Genomic DNA, 21720 nt, shown 5'->3' with positions numbered 1-21720 from the left:
ACGGCTTACCCCAGGATGGCCGACACCATCCGGGCGTCACCGCCCAGATAGAGGTTGGTGCTGGCCAGTTTCACATCGCCATCGCCGTCGGTACCGCTGCAATCCAGATCCAAAGCCGTGACTTCGTTGCCGTTGACCAGCCGCGCCCACGTGGCGATGCCGGTGCTGGTGATCAAGCCGTCCTCCTGTTGCGTCAGGGTGAGGAGTCCCCCCGCAATCGTGCCTGCGGGCTTGGTGAGCCTGATCTCGACCAGCATCGCGCTCGCGGGCGTCGTCGCCGGGGTGGCGGGACGCGTACCGCCGTAAATGCGCAGGCGCGCCGGGTTGGTGCCTGCGTCGAGGAAGGCCAAGGTGCCTGCCAGCCGCGCCTCGTTGTGTTCGACAGTGATGGCAACGGTCACGGCATCATCTCCGGGCGTAGGTTGTCCGCGATCACGGCGCGGTACATCTGCTTGTGGTCGTAGCTGACCACCGTGTATCGCTGCGCCGGGTCCAGTAGTTCGAATTGGTAGTTGCCTCCGGTGTCTGACCAGGTTTCGGCGACCAGGACGCGGGTGTTCTCGCTGATGAGCTGCACCCGCCGCGCCAGCGGTTGGTCGGGTTGTCCCTTCTCCTTGACCGTTCCGACGATGAATCCGTGGCCGCTGAAGTGGATGTTCTTGCGACCGTTCGGAATCGAATGGAATTGCCAGTCGTAGCCACCACCTCGGTTCCAGTGATTGCTCGACGGGCTGTTGAGGCGCGACAAGTCGACCTGGGCATTGACACCGATGTTGGCGGCGGGATTGGGCGGCACCGAGGTCGAGCCCCCGGCCAGGGGCAGGAGATCGTCGTCGGCGTTCACGCCCACCGTCGTCGGAAAAGCGGGCAAACCGGACGGGGTGTCTCCTGCGATAGCGTGGACGCGTGCCGTGGCTCCGTATAGAAAGACGCCAGGAATCAGCTTGCCCCGGTAGGCGGCATCGCCAACCTGGAACATCAGCACGCCATCCGCTTTGAACTGGATCAACCGCGCCCAGGGCACGCCGTTGGCATCCAAGGCACCGACGATGACCTCGCAGCGCAGGGTCGACCGCTGGCCGACGTTGAAGGTCGGAGCCACGTCGGCCAACCCAGCAATAGGTCTCGCCCCATCATTCACCCCACCTGTCACCCCGGCCCCGTCACCGAAACCACTGTTCCAGCGGGAAACGCTCCAACCGCCATCGAGATGGGCGAACCGGTAGCCCTCGGAACCATTGCCGGTCGTCATCCACAGCCCGATGTGCTTGCGGGCGCTTGGGTCGGTCAGCAACTCGATGTCGGCTTCGAACCAGAAATCGCCGTGGGCGGCTTCATTGAAGCGCAGGATGGACTGGCTGTTGGGAGCCGAGATGTCGATGGATTGCTGCGCACTGTTGTGCGTCGCGGACATTCCGCCAAGGACTGCGGTGTAGCCAGTGGCAGGCGCAGTGGCGAAGGACTCGCTCAGCGGGTAGCTCATGGCTTACCTCCACGGCCCGGTGATGTCGAACGCGATCTGCGCGCCTTCGGTTTCCGAGCTGTACTGCGTCCTGACCAACAGGAACCTTCTGCCTTCCTGGCCGACGACGTTGTCGACGATGGTCTGGTCGCTGTACGGACGATCCTGGGGCATCCACAGCATTCCAGGCAGGATGCCGCGCATGTGGCCATCCTCCTGCCGCACGTAGGTGGGCAGCAGCCACAAGCTGTAGTCGGCTCCGTTCGGGAACGGCGTCGGGCCCCGGCCACAGATCTGCTGGCCGTTGTTCGTGTTCAGGGACGTGAGCCCAAACCGCACCGGGTTGCCGAGTTGGGTGTGGTTGCGCAGCAGCACCTTGCCCGTGAAGTCCAGGGACGAAACCAGCCCGTAGCCGCTGAACTGGCCGGGATAGCTCCAGTAGTTGCTCATCCCCGAGTAGTTGTCATCGGCAGCCAGCACCGTGGCGTAGTTGTCACCCGGCTTGAAGCTGATGAGGTCGCCAAAGCAGTAGCTGTTGCGGCCATACCAGCCGTAGCCCGCTGCGTTGGTGCAGAACAGGAAGAACAGGCGGTCGTCACCGATCAGCACCCAGTTGCGCCCACCGCCGCCGCTGTCGCCATTGCTCTCGTACTGGGGGCCGCGCGCGTGGAACCACTTGTACCAACCCCACTGGCTGGCGGTGACCTGTTTCCAGTTCTGCGTCGGGTTGTTCGGGTCATAGGGAGCCTGCGCGCCGACGATGGTGTCGATGTCCGACAGGTCTTCGACGATGCCGACGTTGGCCCACTTGGCCCAGCCCGTCGTGTAGTTGGGCGTCTTGAGGCTGTTGTCGATCAGCAGAATGTTTTGCGGGGACTGCGGGTTCTTGCTGCGGTAGGCGGCCTTGTGAGTCGACGAGAACGGCTTCTCCCACCCCAGCGGGGCGACCTTGGCCGAGAGACTCGTCGCCGTCGTGGCGGGTGAGACGGGCGTGCCGGTCACCGCATAGGTGAACGTGGTCATCGTCGCCGTCAGCACACGGAACTGTCCGTTGTACTCAGTCTGCTCAGCGCCAGCGATCTCGACCACTTGAAATGGCCGATAGGCGTGGCCCGAGGAAATGGTCGCCGTGGCGATGCCGTCGGCGAAGGTCAACGTGTCGATGGCCTTCAGGGCGAAGCCGTTGATCAGGCACGCATCGAGCATCGTCACCAGATCGCCCCAGTTGTTGGCGATCTGGGGCGCGCCGGTCATGCCGCTGGTGAAGTATTTGACGCTCAGGTCGGTCATAGGAATTCCTGCGAGAAGGGTTCAAAGATCAGGGGGCACCCACACCATCAGGGCGTGTCTACGTCGCCGCGAATCAGCAACGTGAAGTGGTCGTCGGGCACGGATTCGGGCCCCTGCTGGACGGTGCGCACCACCCACACCGGGAACTGGCTGCCGATGGTGTTGAAGCGCAGCACGTTGCCGGTGGCCCAGCCGTTGCCCCAGCCAAGCGCGGGCAGACGGAAGTACGGCACGCCGGTCGCCGGGTTGTTGGGGGCGCAGTCGGCGCTGGTGTTGCCGGTGGCGATCACGCCGACGTTCTCGCCGATGACCTCGAACGAGGTGCTGTTGGTCATCCGCACCACCCAGCGCTCGGTGAGCGCCCCGCGATTGGTGACCGTGATCGGGTACTGGGTGTGGTTGAAGGTGGCGGTGGCAGCGCTGCCAACGAGTTCATCCGACCAGCTGCCGTTCCAGGTGCTCTGATCGAACACGAGGTTCACGCGGGCGAACAGGTCACCGGCCACCAGCGCACTGGAGACGAAACTGCCGGAGACCGGATCGCCGGGACTAGCCAGCGGATAGGCGTGCGTCAGCGGGCGCGTGAAGCTGATCTCGCCGTTGATCTGTACGTCGCGCACCACGGCCATGTCCTCGATGCGGTGCTCGATGGTCACGGGCTGGCTGTAGCCGGTCACGTCGGTGAAGGTGACCGTGCCTGCTTCCAGATCGGTGACGTAGCCGGTGTGGATCACCACGCCGTCGTTGCCAACCACGCGCACGCGCGACAGACGCACGCGGGCACAGTCGATGGTCTGGCCGTTGCTTACCGACGCGGTGATGCGCCCGGTGTGGCCGACGACGGCGAAGCCGCCCGGACGGAAGATCGGCACTCGCCCGTCGCTGGGCAGGCGCACCGGGTCGATACCCAGCAGCGCCGCGTCCAGGGGCAGATAGCTGTAGGCCACGGCGCTGTAGCGCAGGCTGGATGCCGCCACTGGCTCGGGCCGGAAGATCTTGGCATCCGGTCGCACGTTCTCGGCGTCGAACCACGGCTCGCTCTCGTTGCCCGCCGCCGTGACCACGGTGCCAAAGCGCACGCGCACGAGGCCGGTGTCGTAGTCGACATTGCCGCTAACGCCGGACGCGCTGATCGCGCCGTCGATGCCTGCCGTCACGGTCTGCGTGCCACCCACGGCACGGGCGAACTGGATGGACAGCGATCCCGGGCGCAGCGGCGCGGCACCGGTGCGGAACACGTACTCGCTGGAGATGTTCTCGCCGACCGTGGTCACGCAGCTGGCGCGCGTGATGCTGTTGGTCGCGCCCGCCGACCACGATATGAGGGTCACCGCGCCCGAGAGATAGTTGATGCTGCCGCGCGTGACCCAGCCGCTGGGCGTGAATTCACGGAGCGTTCCCTGACCGTTGTCGCCCCAGGGCTGGCTGCCCGCAATGGCCAGCAATACCGTTCCGGTCACCACCTGCGCGTTGACGCCGGGCACCAGCCGAAACGACGGGCTGAACGCGAACGTCTCGCTGTGGTTGCTGGTCGAGCCCGCGCTGTTGTAGCGCAGCTTGACGTAGCCGGACTCGTCGTTCGGGTACATCGACGGCGCGTCCACGTAGCTGATGCCGCCGTAGTTGAGGCGGAACATCTGGCCCACGCCCGATGCCCAGCCAAGGCGCTGCGCCCCGTAGACAGGACTTGGAATCTTTACAGTGACGTCGGGCTGGAACTGCACCGCCCCGGTGGCGTAGTTGACGCTACCGATGACTTGACCTGCGCGCAGCACATTGCCCGCACCATCGTCGCGGGCGTATTGCGTGGGATCGACCCCGTTCCACAGGCCTAGCCCCATCGCCTGAATCTGCTGCAGCGTGTAGACCCCGAGTACGGCGGTGTCCGTCAGGGTGTTCCACTCGATCTCCAATGAACCCGGCTCGATGGAGCCAAGGGTTGCAGTCACGGGCACCTTGCCCTGGCCGTCCCGCGAGGGGTGCGCGAAGCTGTCTTCCTGCTTGGGGCCCGCAACGTAGTCCACCGTCAGCAGCGCGCCGACCGGCGGCAAGACGTTCGGTGCGAAGCTCAAGAGGTTCTGCGCGACGTTCAGGTTGCCGGTGGCGGCCCCACTGAGCGTGCCGGAGGTGGCGGCGGACGCCGTGCGCGTGCCGGTGCCGCTCTCGTGCGGCCAGGTGATGGTGAGCGTCCCCGGCTGAACGCTTTTGCCTTCGGGCGGGGCAAGCTGCAAGGCCTGCGACGCCTTCAGGGCGGCGGTTGGCTGCTGCGTTTCCTGGGTCGGCACGTTCCACGTCAGGATCAGCGATGAGCCCACGTCGGGCAGTGCCCCCAAGGTCACGACGAATGCCCCGGTGTTCTTGTTGAAAGTACCCGCGCCGTAGCTGGCATCCAGCCCTTTGAGGGAGCCATTGCCGCCATCCGAAAGCACGTACCAACGGCCCTGCGCCATGTAGCTGATGGCAAGCGTGGCGGGTTGCGGCACCGGGTTCACGGAGCCGACGTAGGACTGGCTGCGCGATTCCGGCGTGACCGCGATCTCCGCGCTTTGCGGCGCGCGCTGCAGTTGTGCAGCAGGTGTGTAGGTGATGGCCTTGCTGTTGGACATCGAGCCGGAGTTCAGGCTCAGAATGCCGTTGGCGTAATCGATGGTGCCCAGCGTGCCGCTGGCGGTCTTGAGCAGGCCCGCGTCGTCGAAGATCGTGACGCCGTCGGTGACGATGGACAGCGATCCGGGCAGGCAGCCGCCCGGCAGGTTGAATTTGATGCTGGTGTTCCAGGCATGGCTGGCCGTGTAGCTCACGGGTGCAGCGCCCGGTACCGGCAAACCTGCTGCGGCGTAGGGGGGCACGAAGGAGATCGGCGTCTCGGTCTGGGCGCTGGGCACGAGCTGCGTGTAGATGGACGCGCCCTTGATGGTGAAGTCGCCCACATTGGCAGCCTGCGTCAGCGGCACGACACCGACGTAGGTGCCCGCGTCGGCCACCACCGTGTCGCGAGTTTTCGTGCTGTTGGTTGCCCGCGTGAACGTTCGGCTGGCGGGCGAGCCCGTGAAGTCGAAGCGCAGCGCGTCGCTGATGGCGACGGTGACGACCGCCGCCTTGTAGTCCTGGTCGGTGTTGTAGGTGAAGCTGCGCTCGACCACCGACACGGCGGTGGCGCGGATGTACTGCTCCTTCTGCGTGGGCAGACCTTCGTTCTCGATCAGGACGAGGGTCTGGCCGACGTTGGGCACGGCATCGCTGAGGCGCTGGAAGAGCTGGATCACCCGCTGGCCCGCAATGTGGTTCTCGAACAGGTAGCCCGCCCACTCCGGCCCTTTGTTGAGGTAGGCCTCGATGCGGGTCTGCGCCTGCTCACGGGTGTCGAAGGTCTTGCGGGTGGAAAACAGCGTGACGCTGACGCGCTCGTCCTGCGGCGGCTCGGCCACGATGACGTTGGCCCCGAAGTAGGTGTCGGTGTCATCCGTGGCCACTTGCACGAAGCTCTTGCGCAAGTTGACACGGCCTCCGGCGCGATCCAGCTCGGAGATGTCGGGGAAGATGGCGTTCGATACGCCATCGGCAATCACGAGGCCCGTGGGCGCGCCGCCGCCTTCGGGCACGTCCGCCATCACGGCGGACTTGAGCAGCTTCACGTCGCCAGATTGAATCGGCATCAGGCAATCTCCAGGAATCGAAGGGTCAGGCGGTAGAAGTCGTTGCCGGATCGCGCCGGGATGCCCAGCACAGGTTCGGCCTCGATGGCGGTTTCCGCGTGGCGGAAGGCGACCGTGAAGACACGGCCATCAGCGAAAGTGAGTTCGAAGCGGCCTGTGCTGCCGCCCACCGGAATCGCCGCCCACGCGCGCAACTGCTCGACGGCGGCACGCGTCACCCAGGCCATATCGGGTGCTCCCACTAGGGTGATCGGCCGACCTGCCTGCCGGGTGGCCGACTGGATCAGCAAGGCACCGGTGATCAGGTAGGACGCATTGGCGACCGCAGGCGACCACGCGTGCTCGTCGCTCCAGAGCAAGTCGTCCGGCAATGGCAGAGCCACCCCGGTGTCGAGGTTCTTCAGTTGCATCGGGAAACCCTCAGGCAGAGAAACAGGAGCGCACGGTCAGGCCGTGCGGGCGCGGGCGGCGTCCAGCAGTTGCAGCAGTCGCGCTTCGTCGCGCGCATCGACGGTGGCGTTGACCTTCTGTTGCCCCGAGGACAGTTCCACGCGCACGGTGCGGGTGGGCGTGCTTTCGGACAACGAGGGACGTGGCAGGCTGCGGCTTGCGGGCTGCACCAGACCGCCCGAGGCAAAGCCCTGGATGCCCGCCAGCGCACGCCCGGCCAGTGCCTGCGCCGGAGCGCTCAGATTGTTGATGGCTTCGAAGAAGCCCGCGCCGTAGCGGGCGACTGCCTGCCGGTTCACGACGAACTCGCCCGGGGTGAGCATCGCCGGGACGGTGTCGGATTTCGCCAAGCCACCGCGCCGGTAAAACTCGCCCTGGTTTTGCTCCATGTAGTCGATCAGCTCGCGCTCCAGGTCTTTACCCCAGAGCAGCGGCTGGGCCATCGCCTGCCGCCACGTCTGCTTGATGCGTTCGAGGTTCTGGCGCTCGTTGCCGGTCAGCGTCTTGCGGCCGATGAAGTCTTCCAGCGTGCGGCGATCCTGCTGCGCCTGCTTGCCGTAGTTGTCCATCGTCTTGCTGCGCATATCCAGACTGACCGATGCGCCGTAGTTCCACTGCAGCCAGCTCGTGTACTCGTTCATCCCCTGCAGGCCCAGGTCGATCATCTTGAGCGCCTCGAACGCTTCGCGGTTCTTCTTGGGCCTGCTCGGCTTGTCGTTGGGATCGGAGCCTGTGGAGCCGGTACCGCCCAACGAGGCAACGCGCCCACCGACCGCGAAGTGGGCGACGCCATTGGCCAGACGCGAGAGCGCGCCGCTGCCGTACTTCTGCACCGCCGCCTTGCGGATCACGAAGGCCCCGGCATCCAGGGTGCGCGGCACGGTGTCGTGGTGGCCGGAGCCGGGCACCGAGCCACCGCTCATCCGGGGAAAGGCCGGAGCCACCGCACCGCCGTCGGCAAACCGCCGCACGCCACCCACCAGACCGCCAGTGGCATTGGTTTCCACCTTGGTCACGTAGATGGTGTGGGTGCTGGAAGTGTTGCGCCCGTTGAGGCTGTCGATTTCCGCGCGTACCGCACCGACGTTGCTGGCCACCTGATGCTGCGACTCGGTCTGGATGCGATCCAGCGCCTTGATCATCCCCTCGACATTGGTGATAGCCGCCTGCGCCTTCTCGGTCGCCACCTTCAGCTCGAACTGCGCGTTTTGGTCGGCGTAGGTCTTGAGCTTATCCAGTGCCTCCTTAGCCTTGGACACATCGGCATCGACCGGCAGCGTCTTGCCTTCCTTGAGCAACTGCTCGTATTCCTTGAGCTTCTTCTCCGCTTCCTGCAGATCAGCCTGGATCTGGAGCAGGTATTCCTTTTCGGCCAGCGCCTTGTCCAGATCAGCGATGGCCTTGTCGAAGCGCGTGGTGTCGGCGTCGAGCGTGACCTTCAGCCCGTCCTTGAGCTTGGCCGTGATGTCGTCGATCTGGCGCGTGGTCTCGGTCAGCGTCCGCTGAATCTCATCGCGTGCGGTGATCGCCGAGCGTGCCGCCGTCTGGTGGGCCTTCGCTTCGGCGTCCAGCGTCTGGTTGAGGATTTCCTCGGACTGGCGGATGCGGTCGATGGCCTCACGCACGCCCTGTTTGCCCTGCGCGGCCTGCGCATCGGCGTCCTTGGCCTTCTGCGCCAGTTCGGCGCGCAGCTGATCGGCCTGCCGCATCAAATCGGTGGCCTGCTGGTACTCCTGTCTGCGGTAGGCCTCGCGAGACTGCGCTTCGAGCTGCGTGACCTGCGACACCGCCTGCTCGGACTGCTTGCGCGCTTCCTCGCCGCGCTTGGCCTCGTTGGTCTGGCTGGTGGCCACCTGCGCGGCCATGTCCATCGCCTTCTGCGCAAGCTGGCGGGCAAGCTCCAATTCACCGTTGGCCAGCGCCCGGCGCGCCTGCTCCTGCATCTCGGCAATCTGGCGCTTACGATCCTCAGTCGCCTCATACTCCGTCATGCCCTGGCGGCGGATGTCGCGGATGCGCTCCTCCGTGGACATCGACAACTGGCGCTTGGCTTCCTCGATGCGCTGCACTTCCGCGAGATGCCGGTTGGCTTCGGCGTTGAGCGCGTCGATGTGCTGGCGGTACTCGGAGAGCGCCTGCGTCAGCGTCTGGCGCTTGGTGGCGAGGATGTCGTTCTCGACCCGCTGCACGTTGGCGCGGCGCTCCTCCTCGGTCTGGCCTTGCCGGGCGGCGGCGTCCTTGCGCGCCTGCGTTTCCTGATCGATCAGGCCGAGCGTCTCGGTCGTGGCCTGACGGCGCAGGGTCGCCTGCTGCGTCAGCGCCTCGGTGAGCAGCTGCGTGGACTTGGTGATCCTGGCGGTTTCGGATTGCTGGGTGCGATCCAGTTCCGCCTTCTCCTGGTCGTAGCGGTTCTTCACCGCCTGCACCTGCTGGGCGAGGCTGGCCTCGACGATGGACGTCAGCCCCTTGTAGGCCTCGGCCATCTTGGCGGTGGCATCGTTGACCACGCCTTGGGCCTTGCCGACGGCCTGTTCGACCTCGCCCAGCCGGGACTTGAGCTTCTCCAGCGCGGCGTGCACGGCCTCAATGCCGCGTCCGACCGCTTCCTGCGTGCCCTGGCGCACGGCTTCGAGCCGCTTGGCGATCTCCTCGGCAGCGGTCGCGGCGGTGTTCATCGCCCCCTTGGCGGCGTTCGCGCCTTCGGTGGCGTCCGCGTACATCTCGGCGAAGATGCGATTCATCTCCGCGAGCCGCTGCTCGTGGCGCTTGGTGGCTTCGGCGATGGTGTCGGATGTGAAGATGGCGGCGAACACCTCCCACTGGAAGCGCAGGTGCTCGATGCCCTTCATCAGCACCTCGACCATGAAGATGCCCGCCTTGCGGACGATCTCGAACTTCTCTGACAGCCACGTCCCAATCTCCCAGCCGATGATGGCCGCGCCCAGCACGCCGAAGGCCACGCGCAGCTTGCCGACCGTGGCGATGGCGTTCGACAACGACAGGTTGGCCGTTGCCCACGCCGCCGCCGTGGTGCTGGCGGATGTCACCGCTGCCGCCCCCGCCGTCTGCCACGCGATGATCAGCGCCGGGATCAGGCGGTAGACCAGCACCGCGAGGCCGACCTCGGCGATGCGCCCCAGCCACTTCATCACCGTGTCCAGGTTCTCCGACAGCCACGTCAGCGCCTCGGCGAGCTTCTTGGTGAAGCCGGTCGATTCGTCAAGTTTGCTGATCCACTGGCCGAAGGCGTTCGACAGGCGCGTGAACGCCTGACTGACGGTCACCGGCAACTGCGCGTACTCGGCGGCCAGCTTGTCCTTCTGACTCATCAGCGCGTTGACCACAACGTCGGCGGTGAGCCGCCCTTCTTCGGCGAGCTTCCTCAGCCGTCCGATGGGCACGTTCAGACCATCGGCGAGCGCCTTGGCCAGACGCGGGCTGTTCTCGACGACGGAGTTGAATTCCTCGCCGCGCAGCACGCCCGAGGCCAGCGCCTGCCCGAACTGCAGCAGGGAGGACTGCGCCTCGGTGGCCGATGCGCCCGAGATGCGCAGCGCCTGCGAGATGCTCTCGGTGAGCGAAAGCGCGTCCTTCTGCTCGCCACCCAGCATCCGCACGGCCTGCTGGAGCTTGCCGTAGAGCGTGGCGGTTTCCTGGATCGGCACGCCGATGCGCTGCGCGATGGCGAACAACTCCTTCTGCGCGACCGTGTATTCGCGCTGGCCGGCGGTGGCGAGCTTCAGGCGCGCGGACATCATGTTCCAGGCGTCGGCGATCTGGACGATCTCCTGCACCTTGCCCGCCGCCCAGTTGAGGGTGAGGAAGGCCAGCAACTGCGTCTTGGCCTTGGCGACCTGATCGCCGAAGGCGTTCATCCCCGCCTTGACTTCGGCCACCCCGGCGGCGGCCTTGTCGCTGGCGCTCTTGGCACTGATGCCGAAGCCGCCGAGGCTGCGCTCGGCATTGTTGATGGCGCGTTTGAGCCCCTCGTCGGCTCCTTCGAGCGCGACGAGGATGGAAATGCGGTTCGCCATCTCAGTCCACCAGCCGCAACTGCTTCTCGATGCGCGCGGAGAGGCGCGGGATGCGAGCGGCGACGATGCGTTCGACGTTCAGGCGCTTCTTGAGCTGCACCCGGGGCACCAACACGGCGATGGGCACGTCCGCGCCGCGCTTGAGGCGCTTGACGCCCTCGGCCTTGCGATAGCGGCGCTTGAAGCCCGACAGTGGCCGGTCGTGTTCCTTGATGTTTTCGGCCATCAGCACGATGTTCCCCTTGGCGTTCTTGATGAAATAGGCATTGCCACCGCGCATCAGCTCAGCGATCTGCGCCTTGAAGCGTTTGCGGCCCACGCGCCCGTGCAGCGGGATCAGCATCCGGCCACCAATGACGCCGCCACGCTCGTGGATGCCCGACCACGGGATGCGCGAGCCGACGTAGAGCGCGGGCAGCCGACTCCGATCCTTGTCGAGCACCTTGGCGGTGAAACCCTTAACGAAGGATTTCTTGACCACCGCCATCTGGCCTGCGACGTGGCTGCGCACGTCCTCTTTGAGTTCGGCGGCCTCACCGGCGATGCCGCGCGCGACCGCCTTCTGCACCTTCTCGCGGAACTCGCCGCCCCAGCGGCGCAACTGCGCCTGCGCGGCCTTGCTATCGATGCGAACCGAGATGCGCATGGTCTTGGAGCCTGTCGAGGGTCTGGTCGATGTGGCGGGCGTCACCGCGTGCGCCGATGGCGATCAACGACAGAAGCCGTGCATCGCGTGCGACGTCCTCCCGCGCGGTTGCGGCGGCGAAGCCGCGCACCTGCGCCAGGGTGTAGTCGAGGATGTCCGGCAACCGGTGGCCGTGGGCGATCAGGTGCTGGACGGTGTCGAACCACCCGTGGCGATTGCTGCCGTCGCGCCCGTCCGCGCGATCAGCCCGTCGAGCCGAGGCATCACCGTCCGGGTAAAAAAATCGGCGTTGACCTCGATCACCTTGGCCGCCAGCAGGATGGCCTCGTCGGCGGCCAGCTCATCGACCCACGCGCGCGGCTTGCCGACGGCAATCGACACCGCCGTCAGCAAGTCGTCGCCGCGCTCGCCGAACAGCGCCAGCCAGTCAATGCCATCGCCGCCGATCTGCTGCATCACCGGGGTGATGGCGCGCAGGAAGGCGGGCATCTGGCCGACCTTGAGTGGCTTGATCGCCAGCGGCTCGCCATCGATGACCAGCTCCGCCGCCTGCGGGATGAGGGTTTCCAGATCGCTCATGGCAGTCCCCATCACAGTTGCACGATGCGGCCAAACTGGCCGAGCACCGCGTCGTAGGGCTTGGTGGTGTCGGCCAGGAGCGAGCCTTCCAGCTCGAACTTGTTGTATTCGTCCGAGATGAAGGAGATCTCCTTCAAGGGGTCGAAGGCCACGCGGTACAGCTCCACCAGCACCTTGGCGTTGCCCTGCGCGGTGTTGACGCCTTCCAGGCGCAGGAACCGCTCGGGCAGTGCCTGCGTGAAGATGCCGATCTCGGTGGCGACGCCGTAGCTGTAGGCCGCCTTGAACGGCGCGGTGAAGCCGGTGGTATCCAGAAACTGGAGGGCACCGAAGTCGGTGTCTGCTGTGAAGTGCGTGCCTGCGGTCAGCGTCGCGGGCGTGCCCGCCGAGTCGGTCACCACCAGCGCCGAGACCTTGGGATGGGCGAAGAAGTAGCGGTCGCCGACCACCGGAGCCGCGCCGCCGATGGTTTCGGCGGTCACCGAGCCCGTGCTGCCGGTGACGTGGTTGCCGTACAGCGCCAGGGCGAGGTTTTCCTTGGTGAATTCCTCAATGGTGAGATTCACGGTGGCCGACTTTTGCTTGACCATCCGGTGGTCGAGCGAGCGCTGGCCGGTCTGGCTCTCGTAATGCTCCAGCACGTCGGTCTTGAGCGAGAGCTTGAGCTCGGCGACGTTGCCGGGCGAGCGCACTTCGATGGGTAGGCCGGATTCGTCGCGCTTGCCGAGGAATACGCGGCCCTGAAAACTGGCGTAGGTGCTCATGATTTGGATTCCTTGCGTTGGGTGGTGATGGGTCGGATGGGCTCAATGGGTGTGCCGTCGCCTTGCGGCTGGGGCTCGGGTACGGGCTGGCGGTCGTGGCGGGCGGTGCCGTTGGCGATGAGCCAGTCGGCGGTGCTGCCATCCACATCGAGCCGTTCGCCCGCCTTGTGGGCTTGGCCCGCGTGGGTGTGCGGCTGAGTCAGAACGATGGAAGTCATGGGGGTCATCCTTTGGCTGAAAGATCGGTGTCGAGCGTCCGGTAAGTGATCGCATAGCGCGCCGGAATCGTGGCGGCCACCGCATCGGCGTCCTCGACGTCCCACTCGCATTCCTGCTCGCGGATACCCAAGGCAAGGCCACCCAGATTCCGGTCGACCAGCAGCGCAGCATGGGCGGCAGTGAGCAGCCGGTCAGCCTCGGTTTCCGGAATGGCGGGAGGTACCGCGCGGGCCAGCGCGACGATGCGCACCGTGAGCTCGCGTGTGACGCGGTCGTTGGCGCGCTCGGTGATCGATTCGGACTCGGGGAACACCACCAGTGCCGGGCATTGCTCCCGGCTGATGGCCACCGTGGGCGAGCGGTGTAGCGTCGCACCGAGCGATTCCACCGGCGTTCGGACAGCCGCCATCACCGCGAGCAGGATCTGTTCGCGGATCGAGTTGCCGGACACGGCGCTACACCCTGGTGAGCTGTGCGCGCATCTCCGAGCCGTCGCCCACGGCCCGGGTGCTACGCACCTGATAGATCACGCCATCGATCTCGACCGTGTCGCGCGGAGCCAGCCCCAGGAACACCGAGGCCGGATACGACATCTGATAGTCGGTGGTCGAGGCCAGGCCGTCGAACACGGTGTCGTCCGGAGCGGCGAAGCCAACCGGGTGGCGCTGCGCTGTCGTGCCGTCCGAAGGACACCAGAGGCAGTCCTTCAAGAGCCCGGCATTGGCGGCCGATTCGTAGATCTGCTCGACGAGACTCATCACGCCACCGTCAACTTCACCAGCACACCCGGACGATGGCACATCGGCAGCGGGTTGGACTGCGTGTGCAGATCGGTGCCCCGGTCGAACTTGCGCGGCTCCTGCTTGGCGTACAGCGGCTGGCCGACCGTGTTGACGGTTTCGTTGAAATCCGCCGGTGCGAAGTAGGTGCTGAAGGTGTCGATGGTGCCCAGCGGGAAGGCATGAGCCTCGCCAGCGGCGATGAAACGGCGTGCGGTTCCGCTGGCATCGGTGGCCTGACCCCGGTACTCCTCGAAGGTGATACCGCCGTAGGTGAAGCCGCGACGCACGTCGTTGATGAGGATTGCCCCGTTCTGCCAGTTCTCGAAGGCCTTCTCGACCTTGGCGTGGCCGGTGAGCGCGGCGAAGAACTCCGGCGAGCACAGGCAATGGACACCATTCATGAACTCGCCTTTGAGGTTCTCCTCGATGGTTGCCAGCACCGTGGTGCACTTGGCTTTCACATTGGTGCCCGCCGTGCCCAGCTCGAAGGCCACCGCCTGCTGGGTGATATCGAAGGCATCGAACAGGTCGTAGAGAACCGAGCCGTCCGCGTCGAGGATCACGCCCTTGAGCGCACCCATGCGCAGGTGCTCCAGCGTGATCGCATGCTTGTTGCGCATCGTCTCCAGATGGCGCGCGATCACGCCTGCCACCGTCTCGGTTTCGGTTTCCGAGCCGAAGGCACGGATGCCTTGGACTTCCTCCGGCAGCACCACGTCGTCGTGCGGGATGTGCGGCACCACGAAGGAGCGCAGCTTGCGTTTTCCACGCACGCCAACCGTGCCGGGTGAACCCGGTGGCAGCGTAGGCAGCAAGTTGAGCACGCCGTTCATTTCCTCGACGACGATCTGGCGCTGCCGTACCGGCTTGGACGGCATCAGGTTCAGTTCTTCCAGACGCCCGTAGCGGTTGGGCAGGATGTTGATGGCGGCGGTCAGCGCCGTCATCGAGAAGGCGGGGTTGCTGAAGGGGTTGTTCATGGTCAGGCTCCTTGGCGAACGAGCACGCCCAGCGCCTTAAGCTGCGCAATGGCGGTGAGTTTTTCGGCGGTGGTGATGGCGTCGGGCCACGCGAGCGCATGGTGGGCGACGATGGCGTGGCGCGCGACGACGAGACCGTCGTCACGGTCGATCAAGGTGGCGTCGCAGGCCTGTAGCAGCACGCCAGCGGCGACCTGCGTGCCGTCTTCTGCGGACGGATCGAGCTGTTTGAACTTGGCCGTTGCGGTGACGATGCCGACCACCGTGCCCAGCGGCAGGTTCTGGCCCGAAGCGACCGTGACGCGGTCGCGCGAGTAAAGGTTGGGGGCTTCGTACTTGAGCAGGTCGCCCAGGTTCAGAGGTTCGGCGAGAGCGGGCATCTCAGATCTCCTTCTTGGTGGATTGCGCTGCGATCTGCTTGGCGGCGTCGATCAGCGGATTGCTGGCCACAGGGCGCGCGGCATCGGGGGCGATGCGGCTGGTGATTTCGGGACTGGCTTCGGCCTGCGCCGCAAGCAGTTGGCTGCGCACCTTGGCGGGCGAGGACTGGGCGTCGAGGAAGCCCGCAATCAGGTCGGTTCGCCCGGCCAACGTGCAGGTCTGGGCGATTTCGACGGCGTCGGCCACGCTCAGCGCGGTGGCGGTGGAGGCGGCGGACGGTTGAGGAGGACTGCCAGCAGGATCAGCAAGAGGCCGATCAGGAGCAGCGGGGTCGGTTCGATCATTCATGGAAGACTCCGTCTGGTGGTTGCGAAGAAAGCCCGCTTGGCTGGCCGGAGCCACCTGAGTCGGGAGTGGGGAAAGCGATTGCGTGAGTTGCGTGAGCGCGTCGTCGAGGCTGCCGACGGCATCGGCAAGACCGGTGGCAACGGCGTCCGGTCCGAAGAACAGGCCCGCTTCGGTGGCGCGCACGGCGTCCGCATCGAGGCCGCGATGTCGAGCGACCGTCTCGACGAACAGCTCGTAGACGCGATCCACCTCGGCCTTGAGAACCGCGTGCGCGGCGTCGGAGAGCGGCTCGTGCGGGTTGAGGTCGTTCTTGCGCTCGCCCGCGAACACGGCGGTGTAACGAACACCGTCTTTGGCGTCCTTGACGGATTGATCGATGTGCATGGCGATGACGCCAATCGAGCCGACACCGCCGGTGCGCGCGACGAACACGCGGGTGGCGGCGGACGCCAGCGCATAGGCCGCCGAGAACGCCATGTCGTTGGCCACGGCCCAGACGGGCTTCACTTGCGACGCCACGCGGATACGGTCGGCCAGATCGAACACGCCGCCCGACTCGCCACCCGGCGAGTCGATGTCGAGCAGGATCGCAGCGACCTCGGGGCTGGTGAGCGCGGCGTCCAGTTGCGCGGCGATACCGGTGTAGCTGGCGAGACCCGATTCGGCCTCGAGGCCCGAGGTTCGGCGCACCAGCGTGCCGTGGATCGGGATGACGGCAACCTTGCCGCTCGGAGGCCCAGGCGCGCGGGCCGCAGGCGTGTAACCCACGGACGCGGCGAGGTCGGCGAGGCCGATGCGCGCACCGAGCACGGAGAGGATGATGTCGAGTTTCGGCCGATGAATCGCCAGCGGCACGCCGAACAGGCGCGCAGCCAGATGAGGTAGCAAAGTCATGGGAATCCTTCGGGAAAGCGGTCAGGCAGCGAATCAGGGAAGCGATTGGCTACCGGTGATGTCCGGCGCGTTGGCGCTGCGGTTGGGTTCCGAGCCGCCGCCGTCCTTCGACGTGTAGCGAGGATCTGAGTCGAAGATCAGGCCGAGGTCGTCGGCGCGCTGGTTGTCGGCGGCGATCTCACGGTCGACGTCTTCGGCGTCGTAGCCGTTGGCCGAGATGGCTTCCGAGCGGCTCATCAGGCCGGCGCGGATAGCCAGCAACATCGCTTTGAATTCCTTCTCCGGGTCAACCCACTGCCAGCCCTGGGGAATCCACTTCACCGCGAGGTACTGGCGGCGACGGGCTGGCCCGCCTCGAGTGAAGCCCGGGGCATCCAGGGCCCCGGCGAGCACCGCCTGCTTCATCCAGGCCGCCCAGACCGGGCGGCACATCTGATGCACCAGCACGCCGTGCTGCACCATCTCGCAGCGACGCCGGAACTCCAGCAGCCCGGCACGGATAGACGAGTAGTTCACGCCGGTCAGATCGCCGGTCAACTGCTCGTAGGTGATACCAATGGCGGCGGCGACCGCGCGGAACTGGGTGCGCAGGAATTCGGAGTACGAACCACCAACATCAGCCGGATCGGAGAACTTGATGTCCTCGCCCGGCTCCAGGATCTGCAGCGTGCCCGGCTCCAGTCCGGCAAGCGCAATCCCGTCGGCGTCCGCTGCACCTTCGCCCAACAGGTTGTCCTCAGGGTTGGCGCGCGTGACGAAACCCGCGAACATCGCGGCGGTCTTCTTGCGCACCAGCTCGGCGTCGTCGTACTGGTCGAGCTCGTTGAGCTTGACCAGGGCCCGCGACAACCATGGCTCGCCCCGGATCTGCCCCGGGCGCAGCACGCGGAACAGGTGAATGATCTCCTTGGCGTCGATGCGCACCGTGTCCATCCCGCCCTGGCCCGACATCGGAGCCAGTCGCCCGTCCTCCGGGTGCGAGCGGTACAGGTGGTAGGCCACGCGCCGCCCAAGGTTGTCGAACTCGATGCCGGAGCGCACGACGTTGCCGGACGGCAGATCGGTGTTCAGGTTGATGGGCAGGTGCTCGGGCTCCAGCAACTGGAGTTGCAGGGGCACCGACAGGCCATCCTCCGGACGGCGTGGCCGCAGGCGAATCAGGCATTCGCCACCTTCGAGCATCGCCCGACACGCCAGGGCCTGCAGGCCATAGAAGTCGGTCTGTCCCGCCGCGTCTGCTTCCTCAACCCAATCGCGCCACAGTGCTTGCACCTCGGCCTTGAACCGTTCGTCGCCAGACAGGCTCTGCGGCTTGATGCCGGTGCCGACCGCGTTGGCCACGAAGGCTTCGATACCGGCCTGCGCCCAAGCATTGCGGCGGACGAGGTCACGGCTCTTGCCGCGCAACTCGGCGTTGGTTGTCAACATCGCCGCGACCGCGCCCGGGTTGCCGGGCATCCAAGCCAGCGAGCGACGGCCACGACCTGCGGCTTCGTGTACTGGCGAGGCACCGAACAACCGGCGCACCGTTTGGGAGAACCACGCCATCTCAGAACCCCTTGCGCGTGGTGACGCGGATCTGGCGCGGCGCACCGGGCAGCAGCCCGGTTTCAGCCGCCTGCTGCAGCATTCCGCGCCTAACCTCGCGGATCGCGGCCATCAGTTCGTCGACCGAGCGGTACTCGACCGTCTTGTCGGCAAAGGTCACGCGCCGTTCGCCCTTGGCGAGCGCGCTCTCCAAGGCCTGGAGTTGGATTTCTGTGTAGGCCATCAGCGGTACACCACGAGGTTGATTTCGGACGAGTCGTCGAACGACGTTGCTGTCGTCGCGCAGGAGATGTCGACGTACTGGGCCGTTTTCAGGTCGGAGCTGGCGCGAACGACAGCCACACGCTGCTGGCCGCTGTTGCTGCTGCTGCGTGCGAGCGCCGTCCAGCAGTAGTTCGCATCCGGCATCGCCAGCGCAAAATGCACGCGGTAGCGGCCCGCCGCTGTACGCACGACGCTGGCCACGTTGTGCGCGCTGCCGATCACGATCTGACCGCCCACGTAGCCAAAGCTCACCCACACCCGAGCAAGTCCAGGGTGCGTGGCGTCGATCTTGGTCTTGACCTCGAAGCCGATGCGCGCAGCCAGGGCGGCGATGCTGGACGCGAGGCTCATCAGGCCAGCGCCCCGTCGAAGATCACGACGAAGTCCGTGTCGGTGTTGCCAACATCGACGGCCGCAACCGCGCCAATGTTGGTGCGCGCCTGAAGTTGCTCGGCAACGGTCAGGGTTTGCGCCGCGTCGTACCGCACCCGCAGATTGACGGCAGCGAGGAGCGCGTCCAGGCCCGTAGTGCCGTTCTGCAGCAACTGCTGGATCTCCACCAGGGTGTCGTAGGCGGCGTCTGCTCCACCGAGGATGTCGGCCTTGAGCGCGTCGAGCAGCGACACGATCTTGTTCGACGAGTAGGTGGTTGAGGTGGCGATCTGGTTGTCGTCGATGGCGGTTGCGGAGAGCACCGCCGCCTTCAGTTCGTTTATCGCCGCGACCAGACTCGACTTGTCGGTGGTGGACAGGCTGGCTAGGTTTCCCGCCGTCGCCCGGACGTCGTTGAACTCCTGGGCGACCCGGATGACCAGGCTCTCGATACGGGTGGCAAGACTCATGTGTTCTCCTTGGTTTGAAGCGGCCGCCGTCAACGAAGCCAACGGCTTCGGATGACGCGCCGACCGGAATTGCGGGTTCCAGAAGCAGCGAGGCCACCGCTGGGGGTGGCCTCGTTCAATTCGATGTTGTGAATGGGCGGTGGCGCATCCGGTGGGGGCGCTACCCCAAGTTGACGCTCCAACTCCCGCCAGTGGCGATCCTCGAAGCGGTCCAGTCCCGCCGCCGATGCGGCGGCGCGGGCGTAGACGTAGCAGTCGAGCGCTTCGTTGCGCTCTCGCATCTTTTGCCATTCGCGCACCGGGAATCCGTTGCGGTCGCGGCGCGTGATCAGTTGCTCGGCGCAGAGCTGCTGGATGAACTCGGCGTCGATCTTGGGCAAATGGACGAACCCGGCTGGAAACACCGGGGTCGAGCCGTCCTCGCCCACATCCGCGCTCTTGCGCAGGTTGTTGTAGAACTCCAGCTTGGCGATCCCAACCGCCACCGTAAACACCTTGATGCCTCGGCGCAGTTTCTTGCCACCCTGCGACACATCGATGGCTGTCGGTGTGCCGATCAGTGCGGCACCGCGCGGCACGCCCTTGACCGCCATCACGCGCGGATCGTGGCAGGCTCGCACGAAGGCGTAAGCCTCCTGCGTGGCAAAGCCGGTGTCCAGCGCGAAGCGCGCCAGTGGCATCGCCACCCCCGAGGCGTGCGTCCAGTTCTCGGCCAGCATCGCGGCCAGCGCCTTCCACACCGCGTCCCGTGCGGTATCGCCCATCAGGACTCGGTGCTCGATGAGCCAGGACTCCTTCCCGCGCCCAAAGGCCCAGATCGAGGCCTCGATGCGATCCTTCTGGACGTCGGCCGCACCCACCAACAGCAGGCCGCCCAGTGGCACGGTGCCCACGGAATAGTCCTCGCGGCGCTCGACCAGCCGTTGCCAGTCGGGCGCTTCGCCTTCCTCGACCCAGGTCTCGCCCAGCTCGGTGTTCTTGAAAGTCTTGATCGCGGCGGCCGATCCCGACTCCTTGTTGACGGCGGCTTCCCACGCCGCAGCGATGTCACGCCAGGATCGCCAGCCAACGGGGCTGTAGAGCGACGACAGGTGAAAGCCAGCCGTCTTGCCCTGTGCCATCGAACGCCATTCGCCACGCTCCAGCATCCACGTCTTGTGATGCTCGGAAATCGCGGTGTCGCAGGACTCGCAGATGTATGCGGCGGTTTCCGGTTGCCCCCTGTCCCAGCGCAGTTGCTCGAAGCGCAACCATTGCGGGTGGTTGCAGTGTGGGCACGGCACGAAGTAGCGGCGCTGGTCGCTGGCCTCGTATTCGCGTTCGATGGCCGAGGCCCCCGAGATCGTCGGCGTCGACACGATAAAGATCTTGCGCCGGGCAAAGGTGCGCGTGCGCGCCTCGGCCAGCGAGATCGCGTCGCCTTCGCCCTCGACGTCCAGGGGGTATCCGTCCACCTCGTCGAGGAACAGGTAGCGCACCGGCATCGAGCGCAAGCCCACCGCACTGTTAGCACCGGTCATCACCAGCACGCCGCCCCGGAACTCCTTGGCCAGGATCGTGTTGCCCGAGTCGCGGCTGCGCGCCGGTGCGATCAGTTCGGCCAACGCGGCTGACTCCTCGATCAGCGGATCGATCCGCTGCTTGGAGTTGCGCTTGGCCATCTCCACCGTCGGCCAGACCGCCATCATCGGCCCCGGCGCGTGGTGGATGACATAGCCGATCCAGTTCGACCCCATCTCGGTCGCACCGAGCTGCGCTGCCTTCATGAACACCACACGCTCGACCGGCGAGGTCGGCGACAGGCAATCCATGATGGCCTTGAGGTACGGCGTGCGGCTGGTACGCCAGCGCCCCGGCTCCGCAGACGCCTTGCTGGAGAGCATCCGGTGGCGATCTGACCATTCCGATACCGTGAGCAGCGGGTCGGGAGTAAGCCCGTCGCGCCACGCCCGTTCGATCTCCTGCGCGCCTTCGTAGTCCATCGTCATCAATCCACGCGCGGGCGCAGCTCGCCCAGCTCAATCAGGTGCTCGCGCACGGCAGCCTCCAGGGCCACGTGCATCTGGTGCGCATCGACACCGAGCGTGGACGCCATCTGCCCCGAGATACGCGCGGGCCAGTTCAACCACGCGTCGCGCTCGATGCGCGCAAGTTTGAACACGTGGGCCACGGCCTGCGCCCGATCCACCAGTTCCTTCTTGCGGTGCGCCAGCTCCACCTTATTGAGCTGGGCTTTGAGCACTTCGTTGACGGTGCGTGCCTGTAGCAGCGATGTCCCGCCCGTCGACAACGGTGGGGTGCCGGGTTCGGGCACCTCACGCTCGGGCAGTACGCGCGCCTTCGAGGGACTGACCTTCTCCGGCGCTGCCGCCTTGCGGGGTTGCAATGTGTTTTGTGCCCACTGCGCGTCGGCGGTATCCGGATCAATCGTGCCGTCTGGCAGCGGTGTGATCCGCCCGGTGTCGATGGCCTTCTTCACGGCCACGTGCGACACGCCACGGTGGCGCGCGTAGGCGCGAATGGAAAGTCCCATCGTCACCTTCAATCATTTGTTCGTAATGTCCGCAGATTGAGCTTGGCT

The 21720-nt window shown here is 66.0% G+C and carries 22 protein-coding genes; all 22 read right to left on the bottom strand.

The genetic code is table 11. From position 1 onward, the window contains the following. Positions 1-5: 5 nt before the first annotated feature. The 22 genes from ALIDE2_RS10175 to ALIDE2_RS10070 are packed head-to-tail and all read right to left on the bottom strand — an operon-like array spanning position 6 to position 21672. Positions 6-401 (bottom strand): hypothetical protein, encoded by a 396-nt coding sequence (locus ALIDE2_RS10175; RefSeq protein ID WP_009238701.1) that lies wholly within the window; start codon positions 399-401, stop codon positions 6-8. After that, positions 398-1483 carry a hypothetical protein gene (locus ALIDE2_RS10170; RefSeq protein WP_009238700.1) on the bottom strand — a complete coding sequence of 362 codons (1086 nt, stop codon included), beginning with the start codon at positions 1481-1483 and terminating at the stop codon, positions 398-400. The genes ALIDE2_RS10175 and ALIDE2_RS10170 overlap by 4 nt, the downstream gene beginning before the upstream one ends. 3 nt (positions 1484-1486) lie before the next feature. Next, the gene (locus ALIDE2_RS10165; protein ID WP_009238699.1) at positions 1487-2752 is read right to left on the bottom strand and encodes a hypothetical protein; all 1266 of its coding nucleotides are present in this window, start codon (positions 2750-2752) and stop codon (positions 1487-1489) included. A gap of 47 nt (positions 2753-2799) precedes the next feature. Beyond that, complete coding sequence (locus tag ALIDE2_RS10160; protein ID WP_009238698.1) at positions 2800-6408, bottom strand: hypothetical protein; 3609 nt, start codon at positions 6406-6408, stop codon at positions 2800-2802. Next, positions 6408-6818 (bottom strand): hypothetical protein, encoded by a 411-nt coding sequence (locus ALIDE2_RS10155; protein WP_009238697.1) that lies wholly within the window; start codon positions 6816-6818, stop codon positions 6408-6410. Before ALIDE2_RS10155 ends, ALIDE2_RS10160 begins: the two co-directional genes overlap by 1 nt. Positions 6819-6854: 36 nt before the next feature. Then, entirely contained in the window at positions 6855-10892 is a 4038-nt protein-coding gene (locus tag ALIDE2_RS10150) for a tape measure protein (RefSeq protein ID WP_009238696.1), read from the bottom strand. 1 nt (position 10893) lies between these two features. Next, positions 10894-11538, bottom strand: coding sequence for a DUF6441 family protein (locus tag ALIDE2_RS10145; protein ID WP_004629303.1), 645 nt, complete (start codon positions 11536-11538; stop codon positions 10894-10896). Beyond that, entirely contained in the window at positions 11513-11722 is a 210-nt protein-coding gene (locus tag ALIDE2_RS10140; RefSeq protein ID WP_013722038.1) for a hypothetical protein, read from the bottom strand. The genes ALIDE2_RS10145 and ALIDE2_RS10140 overlap by 26 nt, the downstream gene beginning before the upstream one ends. Further along, a complete protein-coding gene (locus tag ALIDE2_RS10135; RefSeq protein WP_009238695.1) occupies positions 11719-12117 on the bottom strand; it encodes a hypothetical protein in 399 nt (132 codons plus the stop codon). The genes ALIDE2_RS10140 and ALIDE2_RS10135 overlap by 4 nt, the downstream gene beginning before the upstream one ends. 11 nt (positions 12118-12128) lie before the next feature. Next, positions 12129-12881: a phage tail tube protein gene (locus ALIDE2_RS10130; protein WP_004629300.1), complete on the bottom strand. Its 753-nt coding sequence runs from the start codon at positions 12879-12881 to the stop codon at positions 12129-12131. Further along, positions 12878-13099 carry a DUF7210 family protein gene (locus ALIDE2_RS10125; RefSeq protein WP_004629298.1) on the bottom strand — a complete coding sequence of 74 codons (222 nt, stop codon included), beginning with the start codon at positions 13097-13099 and terminating at the stop codon, positions 12878-12880. The genes ALIDE2_RS10130 and ALIDE2_RS10125 overlap by 4 nt, the downstream gene beginning before the upstream one ends. Before the next feature lie 5 nt (positions 13100-13104). Continuing rightward, complete coding sequence (locus ALIDE2_RS10120; RefSeq protein ID WP_004629296.1) at positions 13105-13551, bottom strand: hypothetical protein; 447 nt, start codon at positions 13549-13551, stop codon at positions 13105-13107. Between the two features lie 4 nt (positions 13552-13555). Further along, positions 13556-13858 (bottom strand): head-tail joining protein, encoded by a 303-nt coding sequence (locus tag ALIDE2_RS10115; protein ID WP_004629294.1) that lies wholly within the window; start codon positions 13856-13858, stop codon positions 13556-13558. Next, positions 13858-14862: a major capsid protein gene (locus ALIDE2_RS10110; protein WP_004629292.1), complete on the bottom strand. Its 1005-nt coding sequence runs from the start codon at positions 14860-14862 to the stop codon at positions 13858-13860. The genes ALIDE2_RS10115 and ALIDE2_RS10110 overlap by 1 nt, the downstream gene beginning before the upstream one ends. A gap of 2 nt (positions 14863-14864) precedes the next feature. Beyond that, positions 14865-15242, bottom strand: coding sequence for a head decoration protein (locus ALIDE2_RS10105; RefSeq protein ID WP_004629291.1), 378 nt, complete (start codon positions 15240-15242; stop codon positions 14865-14867). A 1-nt stretch (position 15243) separates the two neighbouring features. Next, on the bottom strand, positions 15244-16485 hold the full coding sequence (locus ALIDE2_RS10100) for a S49 family peptidase (RefSeq protein ID WP_009238694.1): 1242 nt from the start codon (positions 16483-16485) through the stop codon (positions 15244-15246). Positions 16486-16518: 33 nt separating this feature from the next. After that, a complete protein-coding gene (locus ALIDE2_RS10095) occupies positions 16519-18033 on the bottom strand; it encodes a phage portal protein (RefSeq protein WP_004629287.1) in 1515 nt (504 codons plus the stop codon). A gap of 1 nt (position 18034) precedes the next feature. Then, a complete protein-coding gene (locus tag ALIDE2_RS10090) occupies positions 18035-18256 on the bottom strand; it encodes a phage head-tail joining protein (RefSeq protein ID WP_004629285.1) in 222 nt (73 codons plus the stop codon). After that, the gene (locus ALIDE2_RS10085) at positions 18256-18648 is read right to left on the bottom strand and encodes a hypothetical protein (protein ID WP_004629284.1); all 393 of its coding nucleotides are present in this window, start codon (positions 18646-18648) and stop codon (positions 18256-18258) included. The genes ALIDE2_RS10090 and ALIDE2_RS10085 overlap by 1 nt, the downstream gene beginning before the upstream one ends. Then, entirely contained in the window at positions 18648-19139 is a 492-nt protein-coding gene (locus tag ALIDE2_RS10080; protein ID WP_004629282.1) for a hypothetical protein, read from the bottom strand. Before ALIDE2_RS10080 ends, ALIDE2_RS10085 begins: the two co-directional genes overlap by 1 nt. Before the next feature lie 29 nt (positions 19140-19168). After that, on the bottom strand, positions 19169-21127 hold the full coding sequence (locus tag ALIDE2_RS10075) for a phage terminase large subunit family protein (RefSeq protein WP_004629280.1): 1959 nt from the start codon (positions 21125-21127) through the stop codon (positions 19169-19171). Continuing rightward, positions 21127-21672 (bottom strand): hypothetical protein, encoded by a 546-nt coding sequence (locus ALIDE2_RS10070; protein ID WP_004629278.1) that lies wholly within the window; start codon positions 21670-21672, stop codon positions 21127-21129. Before ALIDE2_RS10070 ends, ALIDE2_RS10075 begins: the two co-directional genes overlap by 1 nt. Positions 21673-21720 lie beyond the last annotated feature (48 nt).

It is taken from the genome of Alicycliphilus denitrificans K601 (genome assembly GCF_000204645.1).
Lineage (GTDB): Bacteria > Pseudomonadota > Gammaproteobacteria > Burkholderiales > Burkholderiaceae_C > Alicycliphilus > Alicycliphilus denitrificans.
This window is presented reverse-complemented; position numbering and strand designations above follow the sequence as displayed.